19 protein-coding genes and 2 tRNA genes are annotated in these 25,804 nt (G+C 58.0%); 8 read left to right on the top strand and 13 right to left on the bottom strand.

The annotated features are described in order from the left end of the window. Positions 1–298 precede the first annotated feature (298 nt). Complete coding sequence (locus K8R57_05405; protein ID MCE9587731.1) at positions 299–979, bottom strand: metal-dependent hydrolase; 681 nt, start codon at positions 977–979, stop codon at positions 299–301. Positions 980–1,093: 114 nt separating this feature from the next. On the opposite strand from K8R57_05405, the gene K8R57_05400 reads away from it, so the two are divergent. From K8R57_05400 to K8R57_05370, 7 genes are all read left to right on the top strand, one after another. Further along, positions 1,094–2,800 carry a 4-alpha-glucanotransferase gene (locus tag K8R57_05400; GenBank protein MCE9587730.1) on the top strand — a complete coding sequence of 569 codons (1,707 nt, stop codon included), beginning with the start codon at positions 1,094–1,096 and terminating at the stop codon, positions 2,798–2,800. Between the two features lie 131 nt (positions 2,801–2,931). Then, positions 2,932–3,270 (top strand): integration host factor subunit beta, encoded by a 339-nt coding sequence (locus K8R57_05395; protein ID MCE9587729.1) that lies wholly within the window; start codon positions 2,932–2,934, stop codon positions 3,268–3,270. 49 nt (positions 3,271–3,319) lie between these two features. After that, positions 3,320–8,950, top strand: coding sequence for an excinuclease ABC subunit UvrA (gene uvrA / locus K8R57_05390; GenBank protein ID MCE9587728.1), 5,631 nt, complete (start codon positions 3,320–3,322; stop codon positions 8,948–8,950). Between the two features lie 361 nt (positions 8,951–9,311). Beyond that, positions 9,312–10,331, top strand: a complete 1,020-nt coding sequence (locus tag K8R57_05385; GenBank protein MCE9587727.1) for a phospholipase — start codon at positions 9,312–9,314, stop codon at positions 10,329–10,331. Then, positions 10,306–10,920, top strand: a complete 615-nt coding sequence (locus K8R57_05380; protein MCE9587726.1) for a chromate transporter — start codon at positions 10,306–10,308, stop codon at positions 10,918–10,920. The genes K8R57_05385 and K8R57_05380 overlap by 26 nt, the downstream gene beginning before the upstream one ends. Then, a complete protein-coding gene (locus K8R57_05375; GenBank protein ID MCE9587725.1) occupies positions 10,917–11,462 on the top strand; it encodes a chromate transporter in 546 nt (181 codons plus the stop codon). Before K8R57_05380 ends, K8R57_05375 begins: the two co-directional genes overlap by 4 nt. Before the next feature lie 206 nt (positions 11,463–11,668). Continuing rightward, positions 11,669–12,115 carry an Hsp20/alpha crystallin family protein gene (locus K8R57_05370; GenBank protein MCE9587724.1) on the top strand — a complete coding sequence of 149 codons (447 nt, stop codon included), beginning with the start codon at positions 11,669–11,671 and terminating at the stop codon, positions 12,113–12,115. A 63-nt stretch (positions 12,116–12,178) separates the two neighbouring features. On the opposite strand, the gene K8R57_05365 is transcribed toward K8R57_05370, so the two are convergent. From K8R57_05365 to K8R57_05335, 7 genes are all read right to left on the bottom strand, one after another. Next, positions 12,179–14,272, bottom strand: coding sequence for a discoidin domain-containing protein (locus K8R57_05365; GenBank protein ID MCE9587723.1), 2,094 nt, complete (start codon positions 14,270–14,272; stop codon positions 12,179–12,181). A gap of 190 nt (positions 14,273–14,462) precedes the next feature. Continuing rightward, positions 14,463–15,524 carry a ribonucleotide-diphosphate reductase subunit beta gene (locus K8R57_05360; protein ID MCE9587722.1) on the bottom strand — a complete coding sequence of 354 codons (1,062 nt, stop codon included), beginning with the start codon at positions 15,522–15,524 and terminating at the stop codon, positions 14,463–14,465. A 129-nt stretch (positions 15,525–15,653) separates the two neighbouring features. Continuing rightward, positions 15,654–18,497: a ribonucleoside-diphosphate reductase subunit alpha gene (locus tag K8R57_05355; GenBank protein MCE9587721.1), complete on the bottom strand. Its 2,844-nt coding sequence runs from the start codon at positions 18,495–18,497 to the stop codon at positions 15,654–15,656. 288 nt (positions 18,498–18,785) lie between these two features. Further along, on the bottom strand, positions 18,786–20,036 hold the full coding sequence (locus K8R57_05350) for a bifunctional folylpolyglutamate synthase/dihydrofolate synthase (protein ID MCE9587720.1): 1,251 nt from the start codon (positions 20,034–20,036) through the stop codon (positions 18,786–18,788). Between the two features lie 215 nt (positions 20,037–20,251). Continuing rightward, the gene (gene accD / locus K8R57_05345; protein MCE9587719.1) at positions 20,252–21,094 is read right to left on the bottom strand and encodes an acetyl-CoA carboxylase, carboxyltransferase subunit beta; all 843 of its coding nucleotides are present in this window, start codon (positions 21,092–21,094) and stop codon (positions 20,252–20,254) included. Between the two features lie 150 nt (positions 21,095–21,244). Further along, the gene (locus K8R57_05340) at positions 21,245–21,970 is read right to left on the bottom strand and encodes a ComF family protein (protein ID MCE9587718.1); all 726 of its coding nucleotides are present in this window, start codon (positions 21,968–21,970) and stop codon (positions 21,245–21,247) included. A 7-nt stretch (positions 21,971–21,977) separates the two neighbouring features. Then, positions 21,978–22,928 carry a CPBP family intramembrane metalloprotease gene (locus tag K8R57_05335; protein MCE9587717.1) on the bottom strand — a complete coding sequence of 317 codons (951 nt, stop codon included), beginning with the start codon at positions 22,926–22,928 and terminating at the stop codon, positions 21,978–21,980. A gap of 25 nt (positions 22,929–22,953) precedes the next feature. Between K8R57_05335 and K8R57_05330 the strand changes: the two genes are divergently transcribed. Further along, complete coding sequence (locus K8R57_05330) at positions 22,954–23,226, top strand: hypothetical protein (GenBank protein ID MCE9587716.1); 273 nt, start codon at positions 22,954–22,956, stop codon at positions 23,224–23,226. A 244-nt stretch (positions 23,227–23,470) separates the two neighbouring features. Here K8R57_05330 and nusG read toward each other — a convergent pair whose 3' ends face one another. The 5 genes from nusG to K8R57_05305 all read right to left on the bottom strand — a co-directional run bounded on the left by nusG (position 23,471) and on the right by K8R57_05305 (position 25,727). After that, positions 23,471–24,034, bottom strand: coding sequence for a transcription termination/antitermination protein NusG (nusG, locus tag K8R57_05325; protein MCE9587715.1), 564 nt, complete (start codon positions 24,032–24,034; stop codon positions 23,471–23,473). Positions 24,035–24,070: 36 nt separating this feature from the next. Beyond that, a complete protein-coding gene (gene secE, locus K8R57_05320) occupies positions 24,071–24,286 on the bottom strand; it encodes a preprotein translocase subunit SecE (GenBank protein ID MCE9587714.1) in 216 nt (71 codons plus the stop codon). 44 nt (positions 24,287–24,330) lie between these two features. Next, positions 24,331–24,403: transfer RNA gene (locus K8R57_05315), tRNA-Trp, on the bottom strand. Between the two features lie 16 nt (positions 24,404–24,419). After that, on the bottom strand, positions 24,420–25,604 hold the full coding sequence (gene tuf / locus K8R57_05310) for an elongation factor Tu (GenBank protein ID MCE9587713.1): 1,185 nt from the start codon (positions 25,602–25,604) through the stop codon (positions 24,420–24,422). 47 nt (positions 25,605–25,651) lie between these two features. Further along, positions 25,652–25,727: transfer RNA gene (locus K8R57_05305), tRNA-Thr, on the bottom strand. Positions 25,728–25,804: the final 77 nt, after the last annotated feature.

The raw sequence follows: 25,804 nt of genomic DNA, 5'->3' as shown, positions 1-25,804 counted from the left end.
CTAGATGATGAGGTGAGGGGAAAAACTTGAAATCACTCCGGCATGGGATCAGGTGACCCGGTGACGATCTGGATCGCTGATTTATCAACAGCGGCTTTCCGTCGTACCGATGACCACTTCCTTGTTGGAATGAATGATCTGCTGATCTGCAATTGGGTTGGTACGGATCTCCAAAACCAACCTGCCGAGGTTACTTCAACTCACCGGCAACCGTATGGGGAGAGATCCGAAAAGACCGAAACTTGAGTAAATGAAATCATACCGGTCCGGCATGTCAACGCCTTTCTCGGCAATCCCTCTAGAACTCCCTCTCCGAACCGATTTCCATGAGATGGAGATTCTTTCCCTCCTTCTCAAAGGCCTTCTTAGCCGCCCCATGGTCGATGGCAATCAGGGGAAATGTATCGTAATGCACCCCTAGGATTTCCGTGCACCCGAGCCATTCCGCGGCCATCACGGCTTCCTTCACACCCATGGTGAAGTTATCTCCAACGCAGAGAACTGCGAATTTCAAAAGGCCCGCCTGCCCAATCAGCTCCATATCCCGGTTGAGCGCGGTATCGCCGCTGTAATAAAATGCCCCCTCAGGTGTCTCCACCCGGAAGCCTCCGGGTTGTCCACCGTAGGTACCGTCCGGCATGCTACTGGAGTGAATTGCCGGGGTGAAGGTGACTCGGCCGAAGTCGAAGGTCCAGGAACCGCCGGAGTTCATGGGATGGATCTTCTCGATTCCCTTGCCGCCGAACCATTGAATAACCTCATAGTTGCCGATAAGCGTCGCGCCGCTCAGACGCGCGATCGCCTCCACATCGGCGACATGGTCGAAATGTCCGTGCGAGATCAGAATGTAATCGGGGTGCAGATTGGCATAGTTGATGGAAGAAGCCAGGGGGTTGGGTGTGATGAAGGGATCGAAGAGGAGAGTCTTGCCGGAGACCTCGACGGAAAAGCAGGAGTGGCCGTAGTAGGTGACCTTCATGGATGTCATCATCCTGGGTTCTTCGTTCAGCGCCAAGCGAGAATGCTTCAAAAGACTTCTGAAATCTTGCAAGCCCACCCTGCCGCCTTCAGGCTAAGGAAACGCTGAATCCCTATGACGCTTGATCCTGAGAAAAAAATCGCGGGACTTCTGGTTCCCCTCTTCGCCTTGCGTGGCAGGCACGATCTGGGTGTCGGCGATACGGAGGCTCTCAGCGAAGTGATCGAATGGGCCGCGGGGAACAATTTCCGCGCCGTACAGATCCTGCCGGTCAATGAAACAGGCGGCGACCACAGCCCCTACAATGTCCTGAGCGCCTTCGCGCTGGAGCCCTCCACGATCACCACCCATCCCTCGAGGCTCCCGGAACTGACTCCCGGCGACTATCGGCAGATCACGGAACGCCATGACCTAGCAGCGCTTCGCACCGGACCGGTGAATTACACAAGGGTCAAAGCGCTCAAGCGGGAACTTCTCGAAGCCGCCTGGAAGCGCTTCCGCAAAGGCGACGGGCGCAGTGGACGCTCGAAGCTCTTTGCTCGTTTCCTGGACCAGCATTCCTCATGGCTGCCGGATTATACGCTCTACCGCGTGCTACTGGAGATCAATCACCACGTGGAAGATACCTCCAGCTGGCCCTTGACCCAGCGGAATACCAAATCGGCCCGAGTCTGGCTTGCATCCCTTCCCGAGGAAGAGCGTGCTGACGTGGAGGAGCAACGGCTCTTTTTTGCCTTCGTGCAGTGGACTGCCTTCTCCCAGTGGTCTGCGGTGGCAGATCTCGCGGAGGTCATGGGGGTTGCCCTGATCGGCGATGTGCCGGTCGGCGTGGCCGCGGGCGGTGCTGATGTCTTCGCCTCACCGGAGGAGTTCGACCCTACGCGCTCTTGCGGCGCGCCCCCGGAGCATGTCTTCAAGAGCGATCCCTTCACGGAGCAGTGGGGGCAGAACTGGGGGTTCCCTCTCTACCGCTGGGATGTGATGGCCCGGAATAACTTCCTCTGGTGGCGCAGGCGTCTCCGACTGCTTCGGTCGGTGTTTCATCTGCTGCGCGTCGATCATGCACTCGGGTTCTTCCGCATCTACAGCTTCCCGTGGCCGCCGCAGCGCAATGCCGAATTCACCGGAATCTCCGACGAGGAGGCCCGGGCTAAGACAGGCGGCCCACTGCCGGGGTTCATCGACTTCGATGACAGCACGCCCGGGAACCGCTTCCACAACGAACGCCACGGCGAGGTGCTGCTCGGCATCCTGAACGAGGAACTCGGCGATCATCGCCTCATCGCCGAGGATCTCGGGGAAGTCGCGCCGTATGTCCGCCCAGTCATGGCCAGGATGGGGCTTCCAGGCTTCAAGATCCCGATGTGGGAGCGAAACCCCGACGGCACCATGAAGGGTGGGGAAACTTACGACCGCATCTCGGTCGCCACCTACGCAACCCACGACCACGCGCCAATGATTACTCAGTGGGAAGCATGGCAAGCAGGCTTGGCTCATGGCGGGGAAGAAGAGGCGGGTTGCCGCAAAATCCTCAATGAACTCCTCCTCTTCTCAGCCCATCCGGAGATCGATCCGGTGACTTCCTTCGGCGATATTGTTCATCGAGCTCTCATGGAAGGAATCTTGGCCTGCAATTCCTGGATCGCGATCCCGATGATCACGGACCTCTTCGGGACAAGCCAGCGCTTCAACGTACCGGGGGCCGTAGGATCCGCCAACTGGACGGCCCGTATTGCCGAGCCTATCTCCGAGTGGAATGCCTGCCATCACGAGCTGCTGGCTTGGTGGCGTTCGGCGGTGCTCAAGAATGGCAGATGTTGAGTTCTGCAGATTCCTTAGGAAGGGTTTTCTTTTAGTTTTGTTTCTTGCTATCAGAGAGTTCTTTCTGTAGGACATTTCTTTTCTTCTCTGGCCCCCGATAGAGAAAACAACCACCATAACATCTTCTCATCATGGCCAACCTCACCAAACGCGACCTCGTCATTGCCATCAGTAACGAAACGGGCCTGATCCAGAGTGATGTCTTCAACGTCATCCAGAAGACGCTCGACCATATCACGGAGGCCCTAGCCAAAGGCGACGGAGTCGAGTTGAGGAATTTTGGCGTGTTCGAGGTGCGCCTCACCCGTTCCCGCGTGGGAAGGAATCCGAACCAACCCGATGTCGACGTGCCCATCCCCTCGCGTGCGACTGTGAAGTTCAAGTCAGGAAAGATCATGCGCCAGCGGGTATTGCTTCGCACCGAAGAGCTCAAGAGTCAGCCGGCTCACAGCGGGAACGCTGCGGCCTAGAGCCTAAGCAAGCCAGACCGCTCCCCCCCCAACCAAAAAAACTTAGCCGGTGACTGAGTCTCCAAGGATCCGCCTTCAGGGCGTCACGCAGAATAATCTCAAGGGCATCGACCTCGACCTTCCCACAGGGTCGCTCATTGTCGTTACGGGCCCCAGCGGATCGGGCAAATCGAGCCTCGCCTTCGATACCATCTATGCGGAGGGACAGAGACGCTATGTCGAGACTTTCAGCCCCTACACGAGGCAGTTCCTCGACCGGATGGACAAGCCCCGTGCGACCACCATCGAGGGGATTCCTCCGGCGATTGCCATCGAGCAGAGCAACAGCGTCAAGACCACCCGCTCGACGGTCGGTACGATCACAGAGATCAACGACTACCTGAAGCTGCTGATGGCGCGCGCCGCCACGGCCTCCTGCCCCGGATGCGGACGCCCTGTCACACCGGAGTCACCCGAGTCAGTCACCTCTTCGCTTATGTCCTCCCTCTCGGGAAGGCGGATGCTTGTGACCTTCCCCGTCGCCACGCGATCGGAAGTATCGGAGGAAGAGACAGAGGTGCCACCCCTTCCCCGCTCACCGGCCGACTTTTTCACCTTCCTCCAGGAGCAGGGATATCTCCGGATCTGGATCGAGGGAACCATCCATCGGACGGATGAGCCCACACAGCTGACCCAACTGCCCGCTGTCGTGCAGGTCATCCAGGATCGTCTGGCCATCACCGAGGAGGAACGCGGGCGCCTCACCGAGGCAATCGAAACCGCCCTGCGACTCGGCAAGGATCGGGTCACTCTGATTGATCCTGAAAGCGGCGAACAGTTTCCCCACTCGTCGGGCTGGCATTGCGCCCATTGCGACCTCGATATCCGTCCTCCGGCGCCCGGTCTCTTCAGCTTCAATAATCCCCTCGGCGCCTGTCCCGACTGCCGCGGCTTCGGTCGGGTGATCGGCCTCGACTATGACCGAGTCATGCCGGACCGTTCCCTGAGCATAGCCGGAGGTGTGGTGAAACCCTTCCAGAGCGGTCAGTCGCGCGAGTGCCAGCGAGATCTTCTGAAGGCCTGTGCAACCGCAGACATCGACGTGCATCTTCCCTTCGAGGAGCTGCCCGACTCCGATCAGCGTTTCGTGATAGAGGGGGAAAAGGGGGCAGATCTCAGCGGCGAGGAACTCTGGCAGAGCAGCCAGTGGTACGGGATCGACGGGTTTTTCAAGTGGATGGAGAAGCGAACCTACAAGATGCACATCCGTGTTTTCCTGAGCCGCTACCGCGCCTACAGACCCTGCACGACGTGCAAGGGGGGACGCTTCCAACCGGAGACCCTGAACTTCCGTCTCCCCTTGCCGTGTAAGCCGATGACCCTGCCCGAGATCGCCGGGACACCGGTCTCACGACTTTCTCCGCTGCTCAGAGAACTTCCCATTGCTCCAGGCGATGCCGGGGCGATCATGCTTCTGGACCAGATTGTTTCGCGACTCGGCTACCTGGAGTCGGTCGGCCTGGGATACCTCACGCTCGACCGCGCCACCAAGACACTCTCCGGCGGAGAGATCGAGCGGGTGAACCTGACCACCTGTCTTGGGGCATCCTTAGTCAACACACTCTTTGTCATGGATGAACCGAGCGTCGGCCTGCATCCGCGTGATGTCGGCAAACTCCTCGAAATCATGCGCGCTCTGCGCGACAAGGGGAACACCCTCATCGTCGTCGAGCACGAGGAGGCCGTGATCCGCTCGGCGGACCATATTGTCGACCTGGGACCAGGTCGCGGGCAGGAAGGAGGCCACCTGATGTTCTCGGGCCCGCTCTCGGAACTTGCCTCCTCCAAGGAATCGCTCACCGCCGCTTACCTGCGGGGGGACAAAGTGATCGGGGTGCCAAAGAAGCGGAAGAAACCGAAGCAGTGGATCGAGATCAAAGGGATCCGCCACCACAACATCGAGAAACTCGATGTGAAGTTCCCACTTGGCGTCTTCTGCTGCGTGACCGGTGTCTCCGGCTCCGGCAAAAGCTCACTGGTCCGCGATGTCCTCTACAGAAATCTCACGTCGGCAGCGGCCGAAGAGGGCGAGGCAGCCGGTCGCTGTCGCTCGATCAAGGGGGGAGATGAGCTTTCCGACGTGGTGTTGGTCGACCAGTCGCCCCTCGCACGCACTCCCCGATCCACCCCTGCCGTCTATCTCGGGGTCTTCGATGCGATCCGCGAACTCTTTGGCATGGAGGACGAAGCGATCGAGGCCGGCATGAGCCCCTCCGCCTTCTCGTTCAACTCGGGACAAGGTCGCTGCGATCGTTGCTCGGGCCTTGGCTTTGAGAAGGTCGAGATGCAGTTCCTAAGCGATCTCTTCCTCCGTTGTCCGGAGTGCGAGGGGAAGCGCTATCAGGAGCGTGTGCTGGCTATCCGTCACCGAGGCAAGTCGATCCACGACGTCCTGGAGATGACCTCCCGGGAGGCAATCGCCTTTTTCAAGGGTGGCTCCAAATCCGAAGCGATCTGTGCCCCGCTGCAACTTCTCTCCGATGTTGGCCTCGACTACCTGAAGCTAGGCCAACCCCTCAATGTCCTGAGCGGTGGCGAGTCGCAGCGGCTGAAGCTAGCCGCACGGCTTGCCGGTCACGAACCGGGAGGGGCCCTCCTCATCTTCGACGAGCCGACGACCGGTCTGCACATCGACGACATCGCCATCCTGCTGAAGGCCTTCGAGCGTCTGGTCTCGGAAGGGAACAGCATCATTGTCATTGAGCATAACCTCGACGTGATCAAGACCGCCGACTGGGTTATCGACATCGGTCCAGAAGCCGGTGACGAGGGTGGAAATCTCGTCGTAAGCGGAACGCCCGAGGAAGTTGCGGCCACCCAGGGCTCTCACACGGGACGCTATTTGCGCGAAGTCCTAGCGGGAAGACCCCCTCTCCTTCTTGAAAAAGGCCTGGTCCGAAAGCAGACACCGGTTTCAAAATCGATCCAGATTCACGGAGCACGCGAACACAATCTCAAGAACATCTCCATCGATATCCCGCGTGACGAAATGATCGTCGTGACCGGACTGAGCGGCAGCGGCAAGTCGACACTAGCGTTCGACATTCTCTTCGCGGAAGGGCAGCGGCGGTTCCTTGACAGTATGTCCCCGTATGCCCGTCAGTTCGTTGAACAACTCGAGAAACCAGATGTCGACAGGATCGAAGGCCTGCCACCAAGTGTGGCGATCGAGCAGCGGATCACCCGGGGTGGAGGCAAGTCGACCGTCGCCACCGTCACAGAGATCCACCAGTTCCTAAGACTCCTTTACTCAAAGCTCGGAACCCAGCATTGCCCCGACTGCAACGTTGCCGTCCAGAAGAGCTCACTCACCGCCGTGGCCACGGAGCTTGAGGCCATGGCGAAAGACTCCCCAGTCCAACTCTTTGCCAACCTGATCCGGGGACGCAAGGGATACCACACCGAGGTCGCCCGCTGGGCGGGTGACCATGGATATTCGACTCTGTTGGTCGATGGGGAACTGGTCGGGGTGGAGGATTTTGAGCCTCTGGAACGCTTTAAGGAACACAGCATCGATGTCCTGATCGGCACGATCGAGAAGGGAGCGAAGAAAGGAATCCTCGATCTGGCTAAGCAGGCTCTTGATATCGGCAAGGGAACAGCCAAGGCACGCCCCGTGCCTGCTGAAATGCCCAAGGAGAAACCTGCCAAGGGAAAAACTACCAAAGCCTCGAAGACCTCCAAGGCACTTAAGGAAAAAGCGGGCAAGAAAACCAACGCAGCCATCGCCGAGGAATTCCGAATCCTCAGCTCGGAGATGAACTGCCCGGATTGCGGACGATCCTTTGAAGAACTCGATCCCAGGCTCTTCTCCTTCAACTCACCCCATGGATGGTGCGAGCATTGCCGGGGCTTCGGCGAGGTCTGGAGCGAGATCCCCAAGGCCAAGGACTTTGACTCCCAGTTGGAGGCCGACTTGGCGGCGGAAAAATCCTTTGAAAACCGTGAGGAGGGCGAGACCCGCCCCTGCCCCGTCTGCCAGGGTGACCGCCTCAATCCCGTGGCCTGTGCCGTGAGGATCAACGGGGAGAGCATCGCCGGTTTCTCCGCACGATCCTCCAACGATGCACTCACTCTCACAGGAAATTGGAACTTCAAGGGGCGCGATGAGATCGTGGCACGGGATATCCTTCCGGAGATTCGCCAGCGACTGGAGTTCCTGGGCCGTGTCGGCCTCGACTACCTGCAACTCCACCGCTCAGCCAAGACCCTCAGCGGCGGAGAATCGCAGCGTATCCGTCTCGCCGCCCAGCTTGGTTCGAATCTGCGCGGCGTCCTCTATGTCCTCGACGAACCGACCATCGGACTGCACCCCCGCGATAACGAGCGACTCCTCGATGCGCTTGGGGAACTCACGGCGCAGGGTAATTCGTTGATCATCGTCGAGCACGATGAGGAAACGATGCGCCGGGCCGACCGGATCATCGATCTCGGCCCCAAGGCCGGAAGCCACGGAGGGGAAATCATCGCCTTCGGCACCATGGATGAGGTGATGGCTAACGAGCGCTCACTGACCGGAAAGTTCCTACGCGAACCGCCCGTTCATCCACTGCGCGGATCGCGTCGCTCGATAAAGGATGTTGCCGCATGGCTCGAACTCAAGGGCGCCAAGCGTCACAACCTCGACAACGTCGACGTCAGCTTCCCTCTTCAACGCCTTACCGCCATCAGCGGCATCAGCGGATCCGGCAAAAGCACCTTGCTGCGAGGTGTGCTTCTTCCTGCCGTCGAGGAATCCCTGGTTCGTACCGGCCGACGGAAGAAGAACGGCCCGCAGTATTGGAAATCGATCAGCGGAGTCCAGCACCTCTCGCAGGTGATCGAGGTCGATCAGTCTCCGATCGGCAAGACCTCCCGCTCGACCCCCGCCACCTACCTGAAGATCTTCGATGCTATCAGGACCCTCTACGCGGGTTTGCCGGACGCCAGGATGCGCGGTTACTCGGGAAGTCGCTTCTCCTTCAATAATCAGGGCGGGCGCTGCGACACCTGCGAGGGCCAGGGTGTCATCAAGCTGGAGATGAACTTCCTGCCCGCTTCCTACATGCCCTGTGAGGATTGCGGCGGAACCCGCTTCAACCGCCAGACCCTGGAAGTAAAGTACGATAGCAAGTCCATCGGAGACGTTCTCTCGATGACGGTCGAACAGGCCGCGGAGTTCTTTGCCGCCCATCCCAAGATCCGCAAGCCTTTGCAGCTCCTGGTCGAGACAGGCCTCGGTTATCTCAAGCTCGGACAGCCGAGCCCCACGCTCAGCGGCGGTGAGGCCCAGCGCATCAAGCTCGTTACTCAGCTTGCGCGCGGAGGAGGAGGCACCGAACGCCCACGCATGGCCAAGCGGGGAGGCACACTCTACATCCTCGAAGAACCAACGATCGGACTGCATGCAGCCGATGTGGAACTCCTTCAGACCGTGCTCCATCGTCTTGTCGACGAGGGGCACACAGTGATCGTCGTGGAGCATCATCTGGATCTCGTGGCCGAGGCAGACTACATCATTGATGTCGGTCCGGAGGCTGGGCATCGGGGCGGCCAGATCGTTGCGACCGGAACCCCCGAGGAAGTAGCCAAGAGCAAGACCAGCAGGACAGCTCCATTTCTCAAGGAAGTGCTTGGCCGCAAGGTGGCCAAAGGGGTTTAGGCTGAAGACTGTTCAGCTGTTGGCACAACTCATACCAATCACAGGAAGAAATGGTACTATAGCGGCTAAGGAGTGAGCCTCATGGGAATGAGCGAGGCAACACTTCTTTGCGGTCAGTAGATTGTGTTAAATCGCTCTGCTCAACTTCATCCTCGAAGTAGCAAGCCACGGCTTCTTTCACCATGGAGTGCACTTCATCCAAGCAAGGGATTCCATGCCGTTTCTACTCCTCCCTGTGGCGATATGGCTTTTTTTAGAAACTTTTGAGCCTTCTGTCGGTGACCTCGGGTAAGTCGACATCGATAGCAGACCATCCCCATCACTGATTGACACGGATTCTGAATCAGATCAAATCAAAGCTATGTTTGAAGACTCTGTTCACAGCCTGATCGTTCAACCAGATGATGGGATCGCCCCGATACTGGGCACCATCGAGAATGCCAAGCACTCGCTGGACATCAAGATGTTCCAGTTCACCGATCCGGTCCTGATGGAGGCAGTGATCGCGGCGCACAAGCGGGGAGTGAAGGTCCGAGTGATGCTGAATCCCTCCCGCTTCACCGGGGAGCATGACAATGACGAGGCCTTCGAGCTCTTCAAGAATGCGAAGGTGAACGTGAAGGAGACGAATCCGAAGTACCCGATCACCCATGAAAAATCGATGGTCGTGGACGGCAAACAGGCCTTCATCATGTCACTCAACTGGGCCCCGAAGTACTTCGGACTGACCCGCGACTATGGTCTGGTCACGAATGATCCTGAGGAGGTCTCCGAGGTCGCGGGCTGCTTCGAGGCCGACTGGAATCGCGAGGACTTCGTCCCGCCGGCCGTCTCGAACCTGATCTGGAGCGTCGGACGCGCGCGCCAGGAAGTGATCAACTTCATCGATGGGGCCAACAAGACGCTCTACATCCAGCATGAGAAGTATGTCGACACGCCGGTCATCGAGGCGCTGGTCCGCGCCAAGATGAAACGAGATGTGAAGGTCCACGCCACGGCCCTGCCGGTCCATTCCCTCAGGGACTTCTACATCCTCGAGGGGGTCGCGGGCCTCAGGCTGCTCGAGGATCTCGGGATCCATGTCCATAAGCTCCATGGTGTCCACCTCCATGCGAAGCTGATCCTGGCCGACAAGCACCGTGCGCTGCTGAGCTCCTTCAATATCTATCCGAAGTGCTTCAACGAACGTCGTGAACTTGGCATCCGCTTCAGCGATCCCGATCTTATCAAGCGTCTGGTGAAGATCTTCGAATCGGACTGGGAAAGCTCCAAGAAGATGGACCTCACCGATGCAGGCATCCAGGCCGACCAGGAAAAGCACGCCGCCAAGGTGCTGGCCGAGCAAAAAGAAGGCAATGCCGGTGGAAGCCCCAAATCCTGATCAGGAAGAGGCTCAGGCTTCATTCATAAGGGTCAAGGTATCCCTTCTGGAGATCGCCGGCCTCTTCGGTTTCATCGGGATCACGAGCTTCGGCGGAGGACTGACTGCCTATATCCGCAGGCTGGTGGTGGGTCAGAAGCAGTGGCTGACCGATGAGGAATTCCTTCCGGGCCTAGCTCTAGTCCAGATCCTTCCGGGTGCGAACGTGGCCGGACTCTCGATCTATATCGGCAATCACCTACGCGGCCCCCTAGGCGCTGCGGTTGCGCTCACTTCGATCCTGGTGCCGCCCTTCGTCCTGGTCTGCATCCTGGGATTTCTCTACTTCCATGCCGGCAAGACCACCGACACGCGCGCTGTGCTTGCCGGAATCACGGCAACCGCCTGCGGTCTGATGGCGAGCATGGTCTTCGAGGCTGGTCAGAAGGCGATCCGAGGGGCCTTCGACATCGTCCTGATTCTTCTGACCTTTGCTCTGGTTCGGTTCGCCCATCTGCATGTCCCCTATGTGATCCTAATCATGGCTCCCTTGGCCATCTGGTGGCATCGGCCCCGGCCCCAGAAAACAACGGAGGGAATTAAGCCATGATCAAGACCTTCCTCCACCTCACAGCCCTCTTCTCAGCTCTCTCGATCTCGGCCTTCGGCGGAGGGAAGGTGGTACTCCCTTCGATGCATCAGGCCTCGGTCGGCGAATATCACTGGATGAGCAACCAGCAGTTCGTCGATCTCTTCTCGATCAGCATGGCGGCGCCTGGTCCCTCGATGATGGTGGTTTCGCTGGTCGGTCTGAAGGCCTGCCTTCCCTACGGAACGGCGATTGCAATCCTAGGCGCGCTGATCGCTACGATCGCGATGTTCCTGCCAAGCTCGATCCTGGTCCTTGTGGTCAGTAAGTTCTGGGACGGGTGGAAAGAGTCCCCCTGGCGTCACACTGTCGAGCGGGCCATGATGCCTGTCTCCACGGGCCTAATCCTGGCCGCGACCTGGATCATCGCCAAGACCTCGATCCACTCGTTTCCGACGGCCGTCATGGGCCTCGCGGCGCTTTGCCTGATGCTCTTCACAAAGATCAATCCCGTGCTCATGATGGGCGTGGCGGGCTTGATCAGCTGGGGCTTCCTGCGATAGAACCCAGGTGAGAAGTTGGGGGTAGTCATAGCCCTACGCAGTTTCGTTAGCGCCGGATAAGCGTTTTCCCATCTATCGGGTACGGTCCCGCTGCATTATTTTTCTCTCATGCGCCGGGAATTAAATTCGGCTCTATCGCTCGGTTCACACGGCAGGTAATCCCGGCGATCCATGAAATCGATGCCACACAAACTAAAACTATGAACATGACACTGACACGATGGAATCCGATCCGCGAACTCGAGGAAGTGCAGTCACGTCTCTCCAGCATCCTTCCCTCCTCACTCCGACACAACGGGGACAAGGAACTCATGACCGTGGCCCAGTGGGCACCGGCTGTGGACATCATCGAGGATGAGAAGGAATACGTGATCACTGCGGAGTTGCCTGAGATCAAGAAAGAGGAGGTCAAGGTGACCGTGGAAAACGGCATCCTGACGATCTCTGGCGAACGGAAGTTTGAGAAGGAGGAGAAGGGTAAGAAGTACCACCGCATAGAGCGCTCCTACGGTAGCTTCGTCAGGAGTTTCGACCTGCCTGATGATGCCGATGCCGGTAAGGTCGATGCCAAGTTCGGCGACGGCACCCTGAAGGTTCATGTCACCAAGAGCGAGAAGTCCCGCCCGAAACAGATCGAGATCAAGGTCTCCTGATCGATACTCAAAAAGGACAGCCAGAATGATTCGGAGCGGAAATTCCTCTCCGGATCACTCGCATTACTCTGATCGCAGAATGGAGAGGGACCAGGCAGGGAGTGTGAAGCTTTGATTACCCTGCACAATGATTCGAGAGGGGGCGGCGTTCCGGGTCGGATGCCCCGCAGCTTTGTCAGCCTGCCAGTAATATTGCTCAGCTGAATAAGTCACGAGTCGTGCTGAACCCGGCCAGGGATTTCTTCCTCGGATAACGATTCTCACTTCATGGACTGGATCTTTGTTAATTAGCAGCAAGGACCATTTGTTATCCGGACGCTGGAGCGCAAAGGCACTCAGAAGATCTTTTGATCTGTTGCCGGAAAGATGGACGGGGAAGGTTCGATGAGCTCCTTTCTTGGGATCGAACCATTCCCTATTCATCATCTTCAGAGCTTGGTACGTGGCGACAGGCACTATCCCATCCTTGCCTTCCAGAAGCATAAGCTGATTGCCCCAGGAGCCGCTGCTGCCATCGAGTTTGTTCGGCTCGTAGCCGTAGTAGTAGAAGGCATCCCCTCCCCCGCAGAGGAACTGGGCAGCCGTCTCAGCATTCAGCAGGGCGCCAGAGAGATCGACTTCCTGCCTACAAGGGAACACGGAGTAGTTGCTCTCCCCTATCACGAGTGGCAGATGGAAACAGCTCATCAAGCGCAAGGTGCGTCGGAGCATCCCGGAGGCTTTCGGAAGCTGGTTCGACTCCTTTCCATCCACATCGTCCACATCATCAAAGGGGTACCACTCGAAGGAGATAAAGCGGAAGTCCTGTGACTGATTCCGCCGCTTGAGTTCCCCAAGGAAATCCCTGATCCACCAGCGCTTATCAAAGCGGTAGGTCTGGTCATCACCCGACTCGACATCCAGCGTGACAAAGCTTGGCCCTCCCATGACGGCATCCGGGACTGCTTTTCTGACTCTCCTGCTTACTTGAGCGTAGAGCACTCCGAAATCACGGGGATCGATCCGCTGGCCGTCGGGTTCCTCTCCGAGCTCATGGCGACTGACAGGATAACCCGAGCGCTGGACGTATGTGGCCAAGCCCGAGGCATTCTCCGGGGTGTCGTAGAGCACAGGAAGAGCCAGCATCAGGGGAAGGCCCCGAGTGATGCCGCAACGGCAGAGCAGATCGATCCCGGGTTGCTCGACCTTCGGATCCCGATCACACCTCCGATGCCACGGATCGGTCGAGGAAACATAGGTGATGGTTTGTCCCTTACCAGTTGAGTGAACCACATGATCATCGAAATCGAATCGCCCAACCTCCCCTGCTCTGATCTCACGGATCGCATAGCCGAGATGATCCCGTAGATCGGTAGACCCAGGCAGGGCTGTGCCCGAACTCTTTGTCATCCAGATCCTGAGATAGCGCGCCTTCACGGAATGATCAGACAGTTTCATGAACTGGTCATCTCCCTTTCCTACACTCGTGCTTCCATGGGAAAATGAGTGCCAGACAGGAGAGAGAATGTTTCCGGGATGTCCGCCGTAATAAACTCGGCCATGGGTGGCGTACTCGATACGGAAGCTTGTGGCGTAAGGATTCGCCCACTGGATCCGGATCGCATTGAGCGGCACCTGCTTGCCGAAATCCAACACCACCCACTGAGGATGACAGGAATCATCAACCCCCGTGTACGGTTTGCACAGGTAGGGATTGCTCTTCCAGAAGGTCTTCGGATCCCCATCGTCGAGACGCGAATAGCCGTCGTCGTTCGCTTCATCCAGCGTGTCGCCCCTTCTTGGAAGCTTGTAGCCATAGGAAACTTGGATTGAGTGTTCCGGATCTGGCTTGGAACTGGAGGTCCAATAACCTTGCTGATGCTTCGGATCACTCCAACTCCCAGCGGGGTTCCAATGCCAGGCCTCCACGGCCAGCTCGGTCCGCAGTCTCACGGAAACCGGGCCCAATCCAGCCCCTAGCATCCGCTTCACGCTCCCCTTGGAAAGCATCTGCAGGCAATCCCCCTGCTCGTGCCCGTCGATACCGGCCCCGAAAGCCCGGCTAGGGTCAAAGCTCGCCGTCGGATGATTGGTATCGATCGAGAGCGTTACTTCCCCGGGCTGATCGGCGGCACTAATCACCCCAGCGAGGCAGAAGAAGAGCAGAAGGAATTTCACAGGGATGAAGGGGATAGAAGCTATGGGGATCTTTGGGATAACTAAGAGGTTTTAGCGGTTGGCGACAAGGAAGCACCCTAGACGCAGAACAGCCCACGACTTTTCAGTCGCGGGCTGCCTCTGGGTGGATTTCCCCATGGAAAAACCACGGGGTCTCGGGGAGGAAATCCTTGATTCGTTTAGTGACGACTTACCACTCGAGCTGGCTGGCGTTCTGGTAAGCGGTGACCTTGGTTTCGAAGAAGTTGGCTTCCTTAGAGAGGTCGGCCACTTCGCTCATCCAGGGGAAGGGATTGGCGCTTCCGAACTCCTGGGGCATGTTGAGGCGATCAAAGCGGCGGTCGGCGATGTACTGGACGTACTCGCGGAAGAGGCCGGCATTCAGTCCTAGGATGCCACGGGGCATGCAATCCTGGGCGTAAGCAATCTCGAGCTCGACGGCCTTCAGAATCATGGCGCGCACTTCGGCTTCGAGCTCTGGGGTCCAGGCCTCGGGATTCTCCTCGCGGATGCCGTTGATGAGGTCGATGCCAAAATTCAGATGGATCGACTCGTCCCTCATGATGTACTCGAACTGCTGGCCGATGCCGACCATCTTGTTCTGGCGCTTGAAGGAGAGGAGCATCACGAAGCCGCTGTAGAAGAAGATCCCCTCCATGATGACGTAGAAGCCGACCAGGTTCTTGAGGAAGGTCTGGAGTCCCTCAGTGGTCTCGGTGGAGAACCCATCCTCCATGATGGAGGCGGTGAGGCTCATCTCGAAGGCATCCTTCTCATTGATGGAATTCACCTCGTGGTACATGTTGAAGACCTCGCGCTGGTCCAGCGATAGGCTCTCGACGATGTACTGGAAGGTGTGTGTGTGGATTGCCTCTTCGAAGCCCTGACGAAGCATGTACTGACGGGCTTCGGGATTGGTGACGTGCTTGAAGATTGCGAGCACAATATTGTTCCCGACGAGGCTCTCCGCGGTGCTGAAGAAGCCGAGATTCCGCATGATGACCTGGCGCTCGTCAGCGGTGAGCTTGTTGGACTTCCAGAGCTCGATATCACGCTGCATCGGAACCTCATTCGGCATCCAGTGATTGGCACAGCCCTTGGTGTAGTAGTCCCAGGCCCAGGTGTACTTGAGGGGCATGAGCTGGTTCACATCGACCTGCTTGCAGTTGACCAGGCGTTTCTGATCAGAGTCGATCCGCTTGGTGAGGTCGTGGAAGGTGGCGGGTTGCGTAGTGGAGGAGCAGCAGGACATGGCGGTGTATTCGTGGGGTTTGGTTAAGTTACGTGCGGATTGTCGTTTTTCCCAGCGTTGGTGTGTTGTTGGCTTGGTTACGACAGGGTGGGGTGGGGAATCTTAAAGTTATCGACTTCAGGCTTCCGCTTATTGGCAGGCTTCGCACTCGCCTCCGTTGCGCATCGCCTCGATGCTGCAAGCTGCGGCCTCTTCGGCGGTGAATTCCTTCTCCTTGGCCTGGGGCTGATTAACCCAGTTCGGACGGGCCTGACTGGTGCTCTGCTCGACCGTGGAAGCGGCCGTGGCACGTAAATAGTAGGTGGTCTTGAGACCTGTCTCCCAGGCATGGAGATACATGTCATTGAGTCTCTTGCCGCTCGGGGCGGCGATATAGAGGTTCAGGGACTGACCCATATCGATCCACTTCTGGCGGCGGCTAGCGCACTCAATATACCAATTTGGCTCGACCTCGAAGGCGGTACGGTAGATCTCGCGGATCTTCTCCGGGATGCGGTCGATGCCGAGGATGGAACCATCCTTGTACTTGAGTTCCTCGAGCATCTTGCGATCCCAGATGCCGAGTGCCTTGAGATCCTCGACGAGGTAGCTGTTGATGACGGTGAATCCACCGCTCAGGTTTTCCTTGGCGAAGAGGTTCTTGAAGGTCGGTTCGATCGACTGGGAGACACCCGTGATGTTGGAGATCGTGGCGGTCGGGGCGATTGCCATGGTGTTGCTGTTGCGCATGCCGTGCTTCTGGACGGCGGTGCGGATGACGCTCCAATCGAGGCTGGAGGAGCGATCCATGCTCACGGGCATCCCCCTCTCCTGCTCGAGAAGATCTATCGTGTCGATCGGCAGCAGGCCGCGATCCCACTTTGATCCCTTGTAGCTCTCGTAGGCCCCGCGCTCGGAGGCAAGCTCCGTGGAGGCCAGAATGGCAAAGTAAGAAATCGCCTCCATGCTGGAGTCGGCAAAGGCGACGGCCTCTTTGCTGGCGTAGCTTATCTTCAGCTTGTACAGGGCATCCTGGAATCCCATGAGTCCGAGACCGACGGGGCGGTGACGGAGGTTTGCGGTCCTGGCTTCCGGTGTTGGATAGTAGTTGATGTCGATGACGTTATCGAGCATCCGCATGGCCGTGCGGATGGTCTTCTCCAGGAGAACCAGATCGAGTCCGCGCTCGTTGACATGGAGGGGAAGGCCGATGGAACCGAGGTTGCAGACGGCCGTCTCCTCGGCGGAAGTATTCAGTAAGATCTCGGTGCAGAGGTTGGAGCTATGGACGACTCCCTGATGATCTTGCGGGGAGCGGATGTTGGAGGGATCCTTAAAGGTGATCCAGGGATGGCCTGTCTCGAAGACCATCGACAGGATCTTGCGCCAGATGGAGGAGGCCTCGATCCGCTTGAAGAGTGGGATCTCGCCGCGGTCGGCCATGGCCTCATACTCGCAGTACCGCTCCTCGAAGGCGCGGCCGTAGAGATCGTGCAGGTCAGAAACATCGCTCGGGCTGAAGAGGGTCCACTGACCATTCTCCTTGACCCTCTTCATAAAGAGGTCGGGAATCCAGTTGGCGGTGTTCATGTCGTGGGTGCGGCGGCGCTCGTCGCCCACGTTCTTGCGAAGCTCGAGGAAGTCCTCGATGTCGAGGTGCCAGGTCTCCAGGTAAGCGCACATCGCCCCCTTGCGCTTGCCGCCTTGGTTCACGGCGACGGCGGTATCATTGGCGACCTTGAGGAAGGGAATGACACCCTGGCTCTCACCGTTGGTACCCTTGATGAGGGAGCCAGTGGCGCGGACATTGGTCCAGTCATTGCCAAGTCCGCCGGCCCACTTCGAGAGCTTCGCGTCGTCGCTGACGCACTTGAAGATATGGTCGAGATCATCCATCACCGTCGTCAGATAGCAGGAACTGAGCTGGGGGTGCAGGGTGCCGCTGTTAAAGAGGGTCGGCGTGGAGGAGGTAAAGAGGAAGCTAGAGAGGAGTTCGTAGAACTCGATGGCCCGCTCGTTCTTCTGCTCACCCTCATTCATGGCAAGACCGAGGCAGACGCGCATCCAGAAGAACTGGGGTGACTCGAGGCGGTGGCCGCCGATGTGAATCAGGTATCGATCATAAATGGTCTGCAGTCCCATGTAGTTGAAGAGGAGATCGCGCTCGGGCTTGAGGGCTGCTGCGATCTTAACAAGATCAAACTCCAGTAGCCCCGGAGTGAGGCGTCCTGCGGCAATACCCTCCTCGAGGTAGGCCTGGAAGCGGGATGTATGGGCGACTGTGACATCATGGTAGTGCTCGTAGCCGGGAAGGGTCTCGCCGTAGATCACATCCAGAAGGAGACGGGCCGTTACGTAGCCGTAGGCCGGATCCTGCTCGATGCGGGACTTCGAGGCGAAGATCATCGCCTTCTCGATCTCGTCGATGCGGACGCCGTCGTAGAGGCTCCTCATCGTCTCGTCGGACATCTCGCGGGCCTCGCAGCGGTCCTCAAACCCACGGCAGGCGCGGATCAGGGTGCGGCGGATGCGCTGAGGCTCCAGGATCTCCTTGCTGCCGTCACGAAGGGTGACATGAAGCTCGGCCTGGACATGGCCCGAGACATCGCGGTCGCCGCGCAGGGCGCGGGCCTTGCGGCGATCCTCACGGTAAATGATGTAGCGGCGGGCCACCTGGACGTGTCCCTGCACCATGAGGGCCTCCTCCACGGCATCCTGGACACGCTCTATCTCGAGTTCCTCACCACGGGCTGCACGGCTGAGGAGGCGCTGTACGACGGCTACCGTCACCGAAAGAGCGGCAGCTTGATCCTCCGGGGAAAGGGAATAGTCGCTGGGAATATCGCGGTCGGCCTTGAAGGCGCTCTCCACGGCAAGTCGGATCCGCTCCTCGTTGAAGGGTTCGCTGCGGCCATCGCGCTTGCGGACGATGAATTCGCGACCATGCAGGGGGTCGACTCCGCTCAGGGAGAGTTGTCCGGAGAGTGGTTCCATAGATTTAGTGAGAGGCTTGGGGGTTTTTGGGAAAAGGTCCATTATACACTATATGTTGTGTCTCGCGGACTAGATGACCGCAATTTGTAGATTATGTAGCGACATTGGGTCAACGAGAATTGCAGAAAAGTTTTTCTTTTTCTTTTTTCTCTTTTGAGTTGGTGAAAAACAGGGGCGAACCATGATTTTCCTATCCCAGAATCATCTCAGCAAGCACAAGAGCGCTTTGTGAATAACTATAACTTGGAAAAAGATTGCCCCGCTCGGGCAGTTTCAGGGGGCTCTTCCTTATTGGCTGCGCGGCTTGACCTCTCCCCCGGAAACCAAGGAAAGGGCCTCTCCGACCAAGAAGAGCGATCCAGTCAGTAGGACAGGGGCTTCCGAGTCAGAATGATGGTGCCTGAGTCCCTCCAAGGCCTCCCGAAGCGACCCAAAGACCTTGGGAATGGGTTGTGAACAACCGCTAAAGTACTCCCTCGAAGCTATTTTCCAGGGATCAGCCGATCGAGGAGAGGGCACAGGCACGAGAAAAACCTCCGAAGCCAGAGGCATCAATTCGGAGAGCATCGCCGCGGGATCCTTGTCCGCAAGCGCCCCAAAGATAAGCCTGCAAGGGCGCTCTCCATATTTCTCCCTCCATGTAACCACGAGCTGGCGGACCGCATGATGATTGTGGGCTCCATCCAGGATCAGTTTAGCTCCGGAAAGGACAAGTTGCTGGAAACGGCCGGGCCAACAAACCTCACAGAGCCCCCTCGCAAGGGCATCGGGGGAGGGCTCGAATCCGGCGGCGCGAATCAACGAGAGAGCCACCGAGGCATTCCAGCGCTGATGAGATCCAGCAAGACCAAGCAGAATGTCTGCGGGAATCGGCGCTGTGACCCACTCGCAGGGGACACCGATCGCCTGAGCCGCCCTGGCAAGGACCTTCGAGACCTCGGGATCCTGAGGGGCTATGACAACGGGAATGCCTTCCCGGAGGATCCCGGCCTTCTCGCTTGCAATCTCACCCAATGTCTCTCCCAGCCACTCCGAGTGATCGAGCGCGATCGGCGTGATAGCGCAAGCAAGCTTGGCGGCCGTGTTGGTGGCATCGAGGCGACCACCGAGTCCAGTTTCTAAAACCACAACCTCGCAGCCCTCACGATCCAAGAGATCGAAGGCGAGGGCCGTCACCAACTCGAAAAACGTAGGTTGCTCCTCCTCTCTCCACGCCTTTGTGATCTCTCGTATCCTCGCAATCCCTTCATCGATCTTGGCATCAGCAATATTATCCCCGTTGATCCGGATCCGCTCAGAGAACTCCACCAGATGGGGTGAGGTATAGAGGCCGGTCCGGATCCCCATACTCCGGAGTATCGATTCGGCAATGGCGCAGACGGAGCCCTTCCCGTTCGTGCCCGCTACATGGAGACAACGCAGATTTCGTTCGGGATTCCCAAGCCCCACAAGCAGGCGCTCCATCCGCTCGAGTCCGGGATGGACACCCCGGGACTGCGTGGCCATCAGCCAATCGAGGAGAGAGGAATCAGGGGACATGTTGAAACCTGAAGTATGAAAGCTGAAACCTGAAGTATGAAAGCTGAAACAAGCCGGGGCACAGGGAACGGGTCAGGACATAGGTAACACCCGCAAAAACCAAGTGGCGGGTGTTGCCGTTTGGCCTGCGAAGCAACCCCTCAGGGCGAGACGTTCGGAAGACGGCGGCGAAACCTTCAGGTCTCAGCCTTCAGCTTTCATCCCTCTTCCTCCCACTACTTGCCCATCAGGTTCGCGATGATCGTGATGATAGTCTCGCGCATTTTCGCGCGGGGGACGATCTCGTCGATCAGGCCATGCTCGAGCAGGAACTCGGCGGTCTGAAATCCCTCGGGTAATTCCTGGTGTGTTGTCTCACGGATCACCCGCGGGCCGGCGAAGCCTATCATGGCCTTCGGTTCCGCCAGGGCTATATCACCGAGCGTGGCGAAGCTGGCCATGACACCGGCCGTTGTAGGATTAGTCAGAACGGCGATATAGGGTAGTCCTGCCTCGCTGTGGCGGGCCAGGGCGCCGCTGGTCTTGGCCATCTGCATGAGGGAGAGCATCCCCTCGTACATGCGTGCGCCTCCCGAGGCACAGACGATGATGACAGGCTGCTTGGCCTTGGTGGAGGCCTCAATGATGCGGGTAATCTTCTCGCCGACTACGGAGCCCATGGTGGCCGCCAGAAAGGAGAAATCCATCACAGCCAACCCGACGGGATGCCCCCCCATGACCCCCGAACCGGTGATCACGGCATCGACGAGTCCGGTCTTCTCCCGATAGGTCTTGAGACGATCCTCATAGGTGGCGACTCCCCTGAATCCGAGAGGATCCACCGAGGACATCGTGGCATCCGTCTCCACGAAGGTCCCTTCGTCCACCAGTGTGGAGATCCGCTCCTGCCCTCCCATGGGGAAGTGATGGCCGCATTTGGGACAGACACGCAGATTTTCCTCAACCGCGAGATGATGGACCATCTCGGAACATCCAGGGCACTTCGTCCAGAGGCCTTCGGGCATTTCGCGCCGCTTTTTTTCTGAAAACTTAAGCGTCGGCTTTTTGAACATCGTCATGGGGAACAATTCTGCAACAAATCAGCGGTTGATGGGAAGCCTGATAGGGGATCGGGTCTAGGGGATAGGTAATAGGGAGAGAATACAAAAGAAGAGATCCAGGTGAATCCCCCTTTTCCCTATCACCTATATCCTATTCCCCATTGCCGATCAGCCTCTCGCCACCACCACCGCGCAGACTTCTGCGGCTCCGGCCTCCATCAGGACGGCGGCACAGGCATCCAGCGTGGCCCCCGTCGTGGTGACATCGTCAACCAGAAGCAGGGAAACTCCTGCCCGTGGAGGCTTTCTGACTTCGAAGGCTCCCTCGAGATTCTCCATTCTTTCCTCACGACTGAGACCGGCCTGAGGGGCCGTGGCACGGGTACGCTTCAGCAGGTTTTTCATAGGGCAACCAAAATGCTTCACAAGCCTAGCGGCCAGAAGATCTGACTGATTGAACTCGCGTTCGCGCTCCCGCAGGCGATGAAGAGGTACCGGGACGATGATGTCGAATTCTTTGCCTGCCAGTCTGGGATCGTTCATCGCCCCGAACAGGAGATCACCCAGAAGAGGCGCCAGTGTCCGGTCGCGGCCGTACTTGAAACGTTTCACTAACTCTCCCGCTAGTCCATCATAGCGGCAAGCAGCCACGATAGCGGAGAGGTGCCAGCTGCGATCATCGCAGTTCGGACAGGTCACCAAACCGAGCATTGGATGGGAGCACATCGGGCAAAGATGTTCCGGTGGAGCCAGAATTCCATTCCTGCATTCCCCACAAAGGAACTCATCCCGGGTGCCCCTATCTGCAATGCTGCACCCGCAGGATGCGCAATGAGCCGGATAAAGCAGGCTCAACAGTGGACTCAGAACCGACGCCTCGGCTCGACGGAGCAATGAATAATCACCGGTTCCCAAGGGGATAAAGTGGCGGTTGCCTGCGGTGACGGAGCAATATCACTGCCAGAAAGCCCGCAAGCAGCAATGCACCCAGCGGGATAAGCCCTACGGGCACCATGCCGTGGCACTGGGGAGGACCGAACAGCGGCAAAAGACCATCCGGAGGCTGCACTCGGAAGCCGGCGACCGCGTTGAATACCTGTTGCCCGAGGATCCAGCTTCCATGAAGTCCAATCGCCGCCCAGAGAGAACCCGTGTGCACAGTCATCCAGGCCAGAATGATCCCCGCCACAAAGAGGGTCGCAAACGCCCAGCCGAGAATAGGCAACGGTGGCAACGAACTCCCGAGGGAACCGAGGACCGACAGTCCGGACCACCAGTCAGGAGATGCTTCACCCGATGCCGCCGTGGGGAGATTCAAAAAATGAACCCCGGCAAAGATCATGGCCGAGAGAATGATGGCCACCGACGGAACCATCACCTGTCGGAAAAATCCCAAAAGCACGCCCCGGAAAAGAAACTCCTCCAACGTAGCGACCACAACGGCGGTCAGCAGCAAACGGGGAAGAGCACCCATCAACCCCACACTCCAGCCGGGATGGATAACAAAGGCTCCGGAATAAAGAGCAGCCGACTCCAGAAGGAGGATGCAGAAGGCTCCGGAAAACAAACCAACCATCAGATCCTTCAGAGACCGGCCACTGCCATGCAGACCGAGCTCTGCAAACGAACGAATCCGCAGGGACCGCAGCAGTGGCACAAGCAGAAGGATGGCGGCGACCTGTAGGCTGCGTGAGAGATAGCGGTGGAAGGGCATACCCTGTATCTTTCCGATCAGACCACCAAGAAGATGGGGCGGGAGCATCTGGATCAGATGCCAGGCCAGGGGTGCCGCAAGAGCCCCGCCGATCAGGACGAGTAGAAGGTAGAGAAAGATCTTCCCGAGAGAGCGCACGCAGAGGAAGCTAACAGCTCAAACCATGAGAGGAAACCATGAATGGAAAGTTCGCGATGAGGACGGAGTGAAACGGGAACTCCGTGTCATCAAGGAAGCCAGTCTCTTCCGCTTCCAGACCAAGCGGTCCGATGCCGAAGTCTGGACCTATTACGACAACAAGAAGACCAAGCCGCCGGCGGCTGATGTCGAGTCGTTGATCGAAGTCCTCGAGCGGAAGTACCAACGCAAGCGCACTCCCTACAGCGACCTCGTCCTAGCGAGGAAAATGCTAGCCGACGTCTTAAGCCCGAAGTGAGGGGGGCGCCCCGGAGGGGCGGGAGATGGGAAGTAGGATGTAGGGATGAAACCTGAAGACCGAGCCGAAGGTCGGGAGTCTCCAATCCTCCATCTCCAATCTTCCATCTTCCATCTTCTGCGCTCCTGACCGAGAAACCGGTGCAACAAAAAGCCCCGCTCCGTTTGCCGGTAGCGGGGCTTTTGTGAAAGAAGAAGTGTTATGCCGTGCGCTTGCGGCGGGCGGCGATCACAAGATCCAAAGACTAAGCCTTTTCGACCTGCCAATATTCCAGCTCCACAGGCGTGTCGCGTCCGAAGATGCTGACACTGACGCGGAGCTTGCCGCGCTCGGGGTCGACCTCCTCGACGATGCCCTGCTGGTTCTGGAAGGGACCGTCGGAGACCTTGACCTTATCGCCGACCTCGTAGATGACCTTGGCGGTGACGGTGTCCTCGCGCTCTTTCATCTGGGAAAGCATGGCATCGACCTCTTTCTGCCGCATAGGAATAGGCTTGTCCTTGGTGCCGGCGAATCCAATGACACCGGTGGTGTCTTTGATGAAGTACCAGGACTTGTCGATGAGTTCGTTGTTCTCATCGAGGAGGTGCATGTTGACAATAAGGTATCCTGGAAAGAATTTGCGAGTGGTCTCGGTTTTCTTGCCGCGCTTGATCTCCTGCACCCGCTCGGTGGGAATAAGCACCTCGAAGACATGGTCGCCGATCTCCTCGGTGGCGATCCTCTTGACGATGTTGGCGTGGATTTTCTTTTCCTGTCCGGAGAGGACGTGAACGACGAACCACTGGTCTTTCGGGGCTAATGCCATGATCAGATAATTTGGTAAAAACCGGGAGTGTGCCGGTTAGGGTTTGGTCAGGAATCCGACCACATTGATGGTGATGAAATCGAAGAAGGAGATGTAACCGCCGACCAGAAGCATGGCGATGATGACAACCAACGTGGAATCCCAGAGCTCTTTGTACTTGCGGAATCCGCGCTCGCTGTCATCCCAAGGCCACTGCACCTTCTTCAGTTCCGTACGGACCTCACCGAAGTAGGAGAATAATTTATTTGCCATACAAGGGGATGAGGAAGTGCGGAAGAAGAGCGAAGGATGCAGAGCAGGCCAGGAGGGACTCGAACCCCCAACAAACGGTTTTGGAGACCGCTACTCTACCAATTGAGCTACTGGCCTAGGCTCTTGCGATGTGTTATTCGATGATCTCGGAGACACGACCCGCACCGACGGTACGGCCGCCTTCACGGATTGCAAAGCGGATTGTCTTCTCCATAGCGATCGGGCTACCGAGTTCGACCTCGATGGCGACGTTGTCACCAGGCATGACCATCTCAACACCCTCGGGCAGCTTGACAGAGCCGGTGACGTCGGTGGTGCGGAAGTAGAACTGAGGACGATAGTTCGTGAAGAACGGGGTGTGGCGACCACCTTCCTCCTTGCTGAGGACGTAGATCTCGGCCTTAAACTTCTTGTGGGGCTTGATGGAGCCGACCTTAGCGATGACCTGTCCACGCTCGATATCTTCCTTCTTGATACCGCGAAGCAGAATTCCGACGTTGTCGCCGGCCTCTGCGGTGTCGAGGAGCTTACGGAACATTTCGATATCGGTAACGGTGGTCTTCTGGGTGTCCTTGAGACCAACGATCTCGACTTCCTCACCCTTCTTCAGGATACCACGCTCGACGCGGCCGGTGGCCACGGTGCCACGACCTTCGATGTTGAACACGTCCTCGACAGGGAGGAGGAAGGGCTGATCCTTCGGACGCTCAGGCATCGGGATGTAGGTATCAACGGCCTCGATGAGGGCGAGGATGTTCTTCTCCTGCTCGGGGTCTCCCTCGAGGGCCTTCTTGGCGCTGCCCCTGATGATGGGGATCTCGTCACCTGGGAAGTCATAGGACGTAAGGAGATCGCGGACCTCCATCTCGACGAGGTCGAGGAGCTCCGGATCATCAACAAGATCCACCTTGTTCATGAAGACGACAAGGGAAGGAACGCCGACCTGACGGGCGAGCAGGATGTGCTCACGAGTCTGGGGCATCGGGCCGTCTGCAGCGCTGACGACAAGGATACCACCGTCCATCTGGGCGGCACCGGTGATCATGTTCTTGACGTAATCGGCGTGTCCCGGGCAATCGACGTGGGCGTAGTGGCGCTTGTCGCTCTCGTACTCGACGTGAGCGGTGGAAATGGTGATGCCTCGTGCCTTTTCCTCGGGAGCCGCATCGATCTGGTCGTAGGCGCGTGCCTGGGCCTTTCCGGTCTTGGCCAGCACGGTGGTGATGGCGGCGGTGAGGGTGGTCTTGCCGTGATCAACGTGCCCGATCGTGCCGATGTTCACGTGATCTTTTTCGCGTTTGAAGGCTTCTTTTGCCATAATGTTGGGTTGTGCTGGTTGTTTTGTTTTTTGGTGATTCGTTCCTCTGGAGCCCATGACCGGGATTGAACCGGTGACCTCGTCCTTACCAAGGACGTGCTCTACCAACTGAGCTACATGGGCCTGCCCGGTCCTAAGACCGGCCAAGTTGTTGAAAGAACAGCGACCTTCGGGATGCTAGGGTCGTTTCCGCAGCTCCT

It is taken from the genome of Verrucomicrobiota bacterium (assembly GCA_021413925.1).
In the GTDB taxonomy this organism is placed as follows: domain Bacteria; phylum Verrucomicrobiota; class Verrucomicrobiia; order Chthoniobacterales; family UBA6821; genus UBA6821.
The sequence above is the reverse complement of the archived record's forward strand: the minus strand, read 5'-3'. Positions and strand labels throughout refer to the sequence as shown.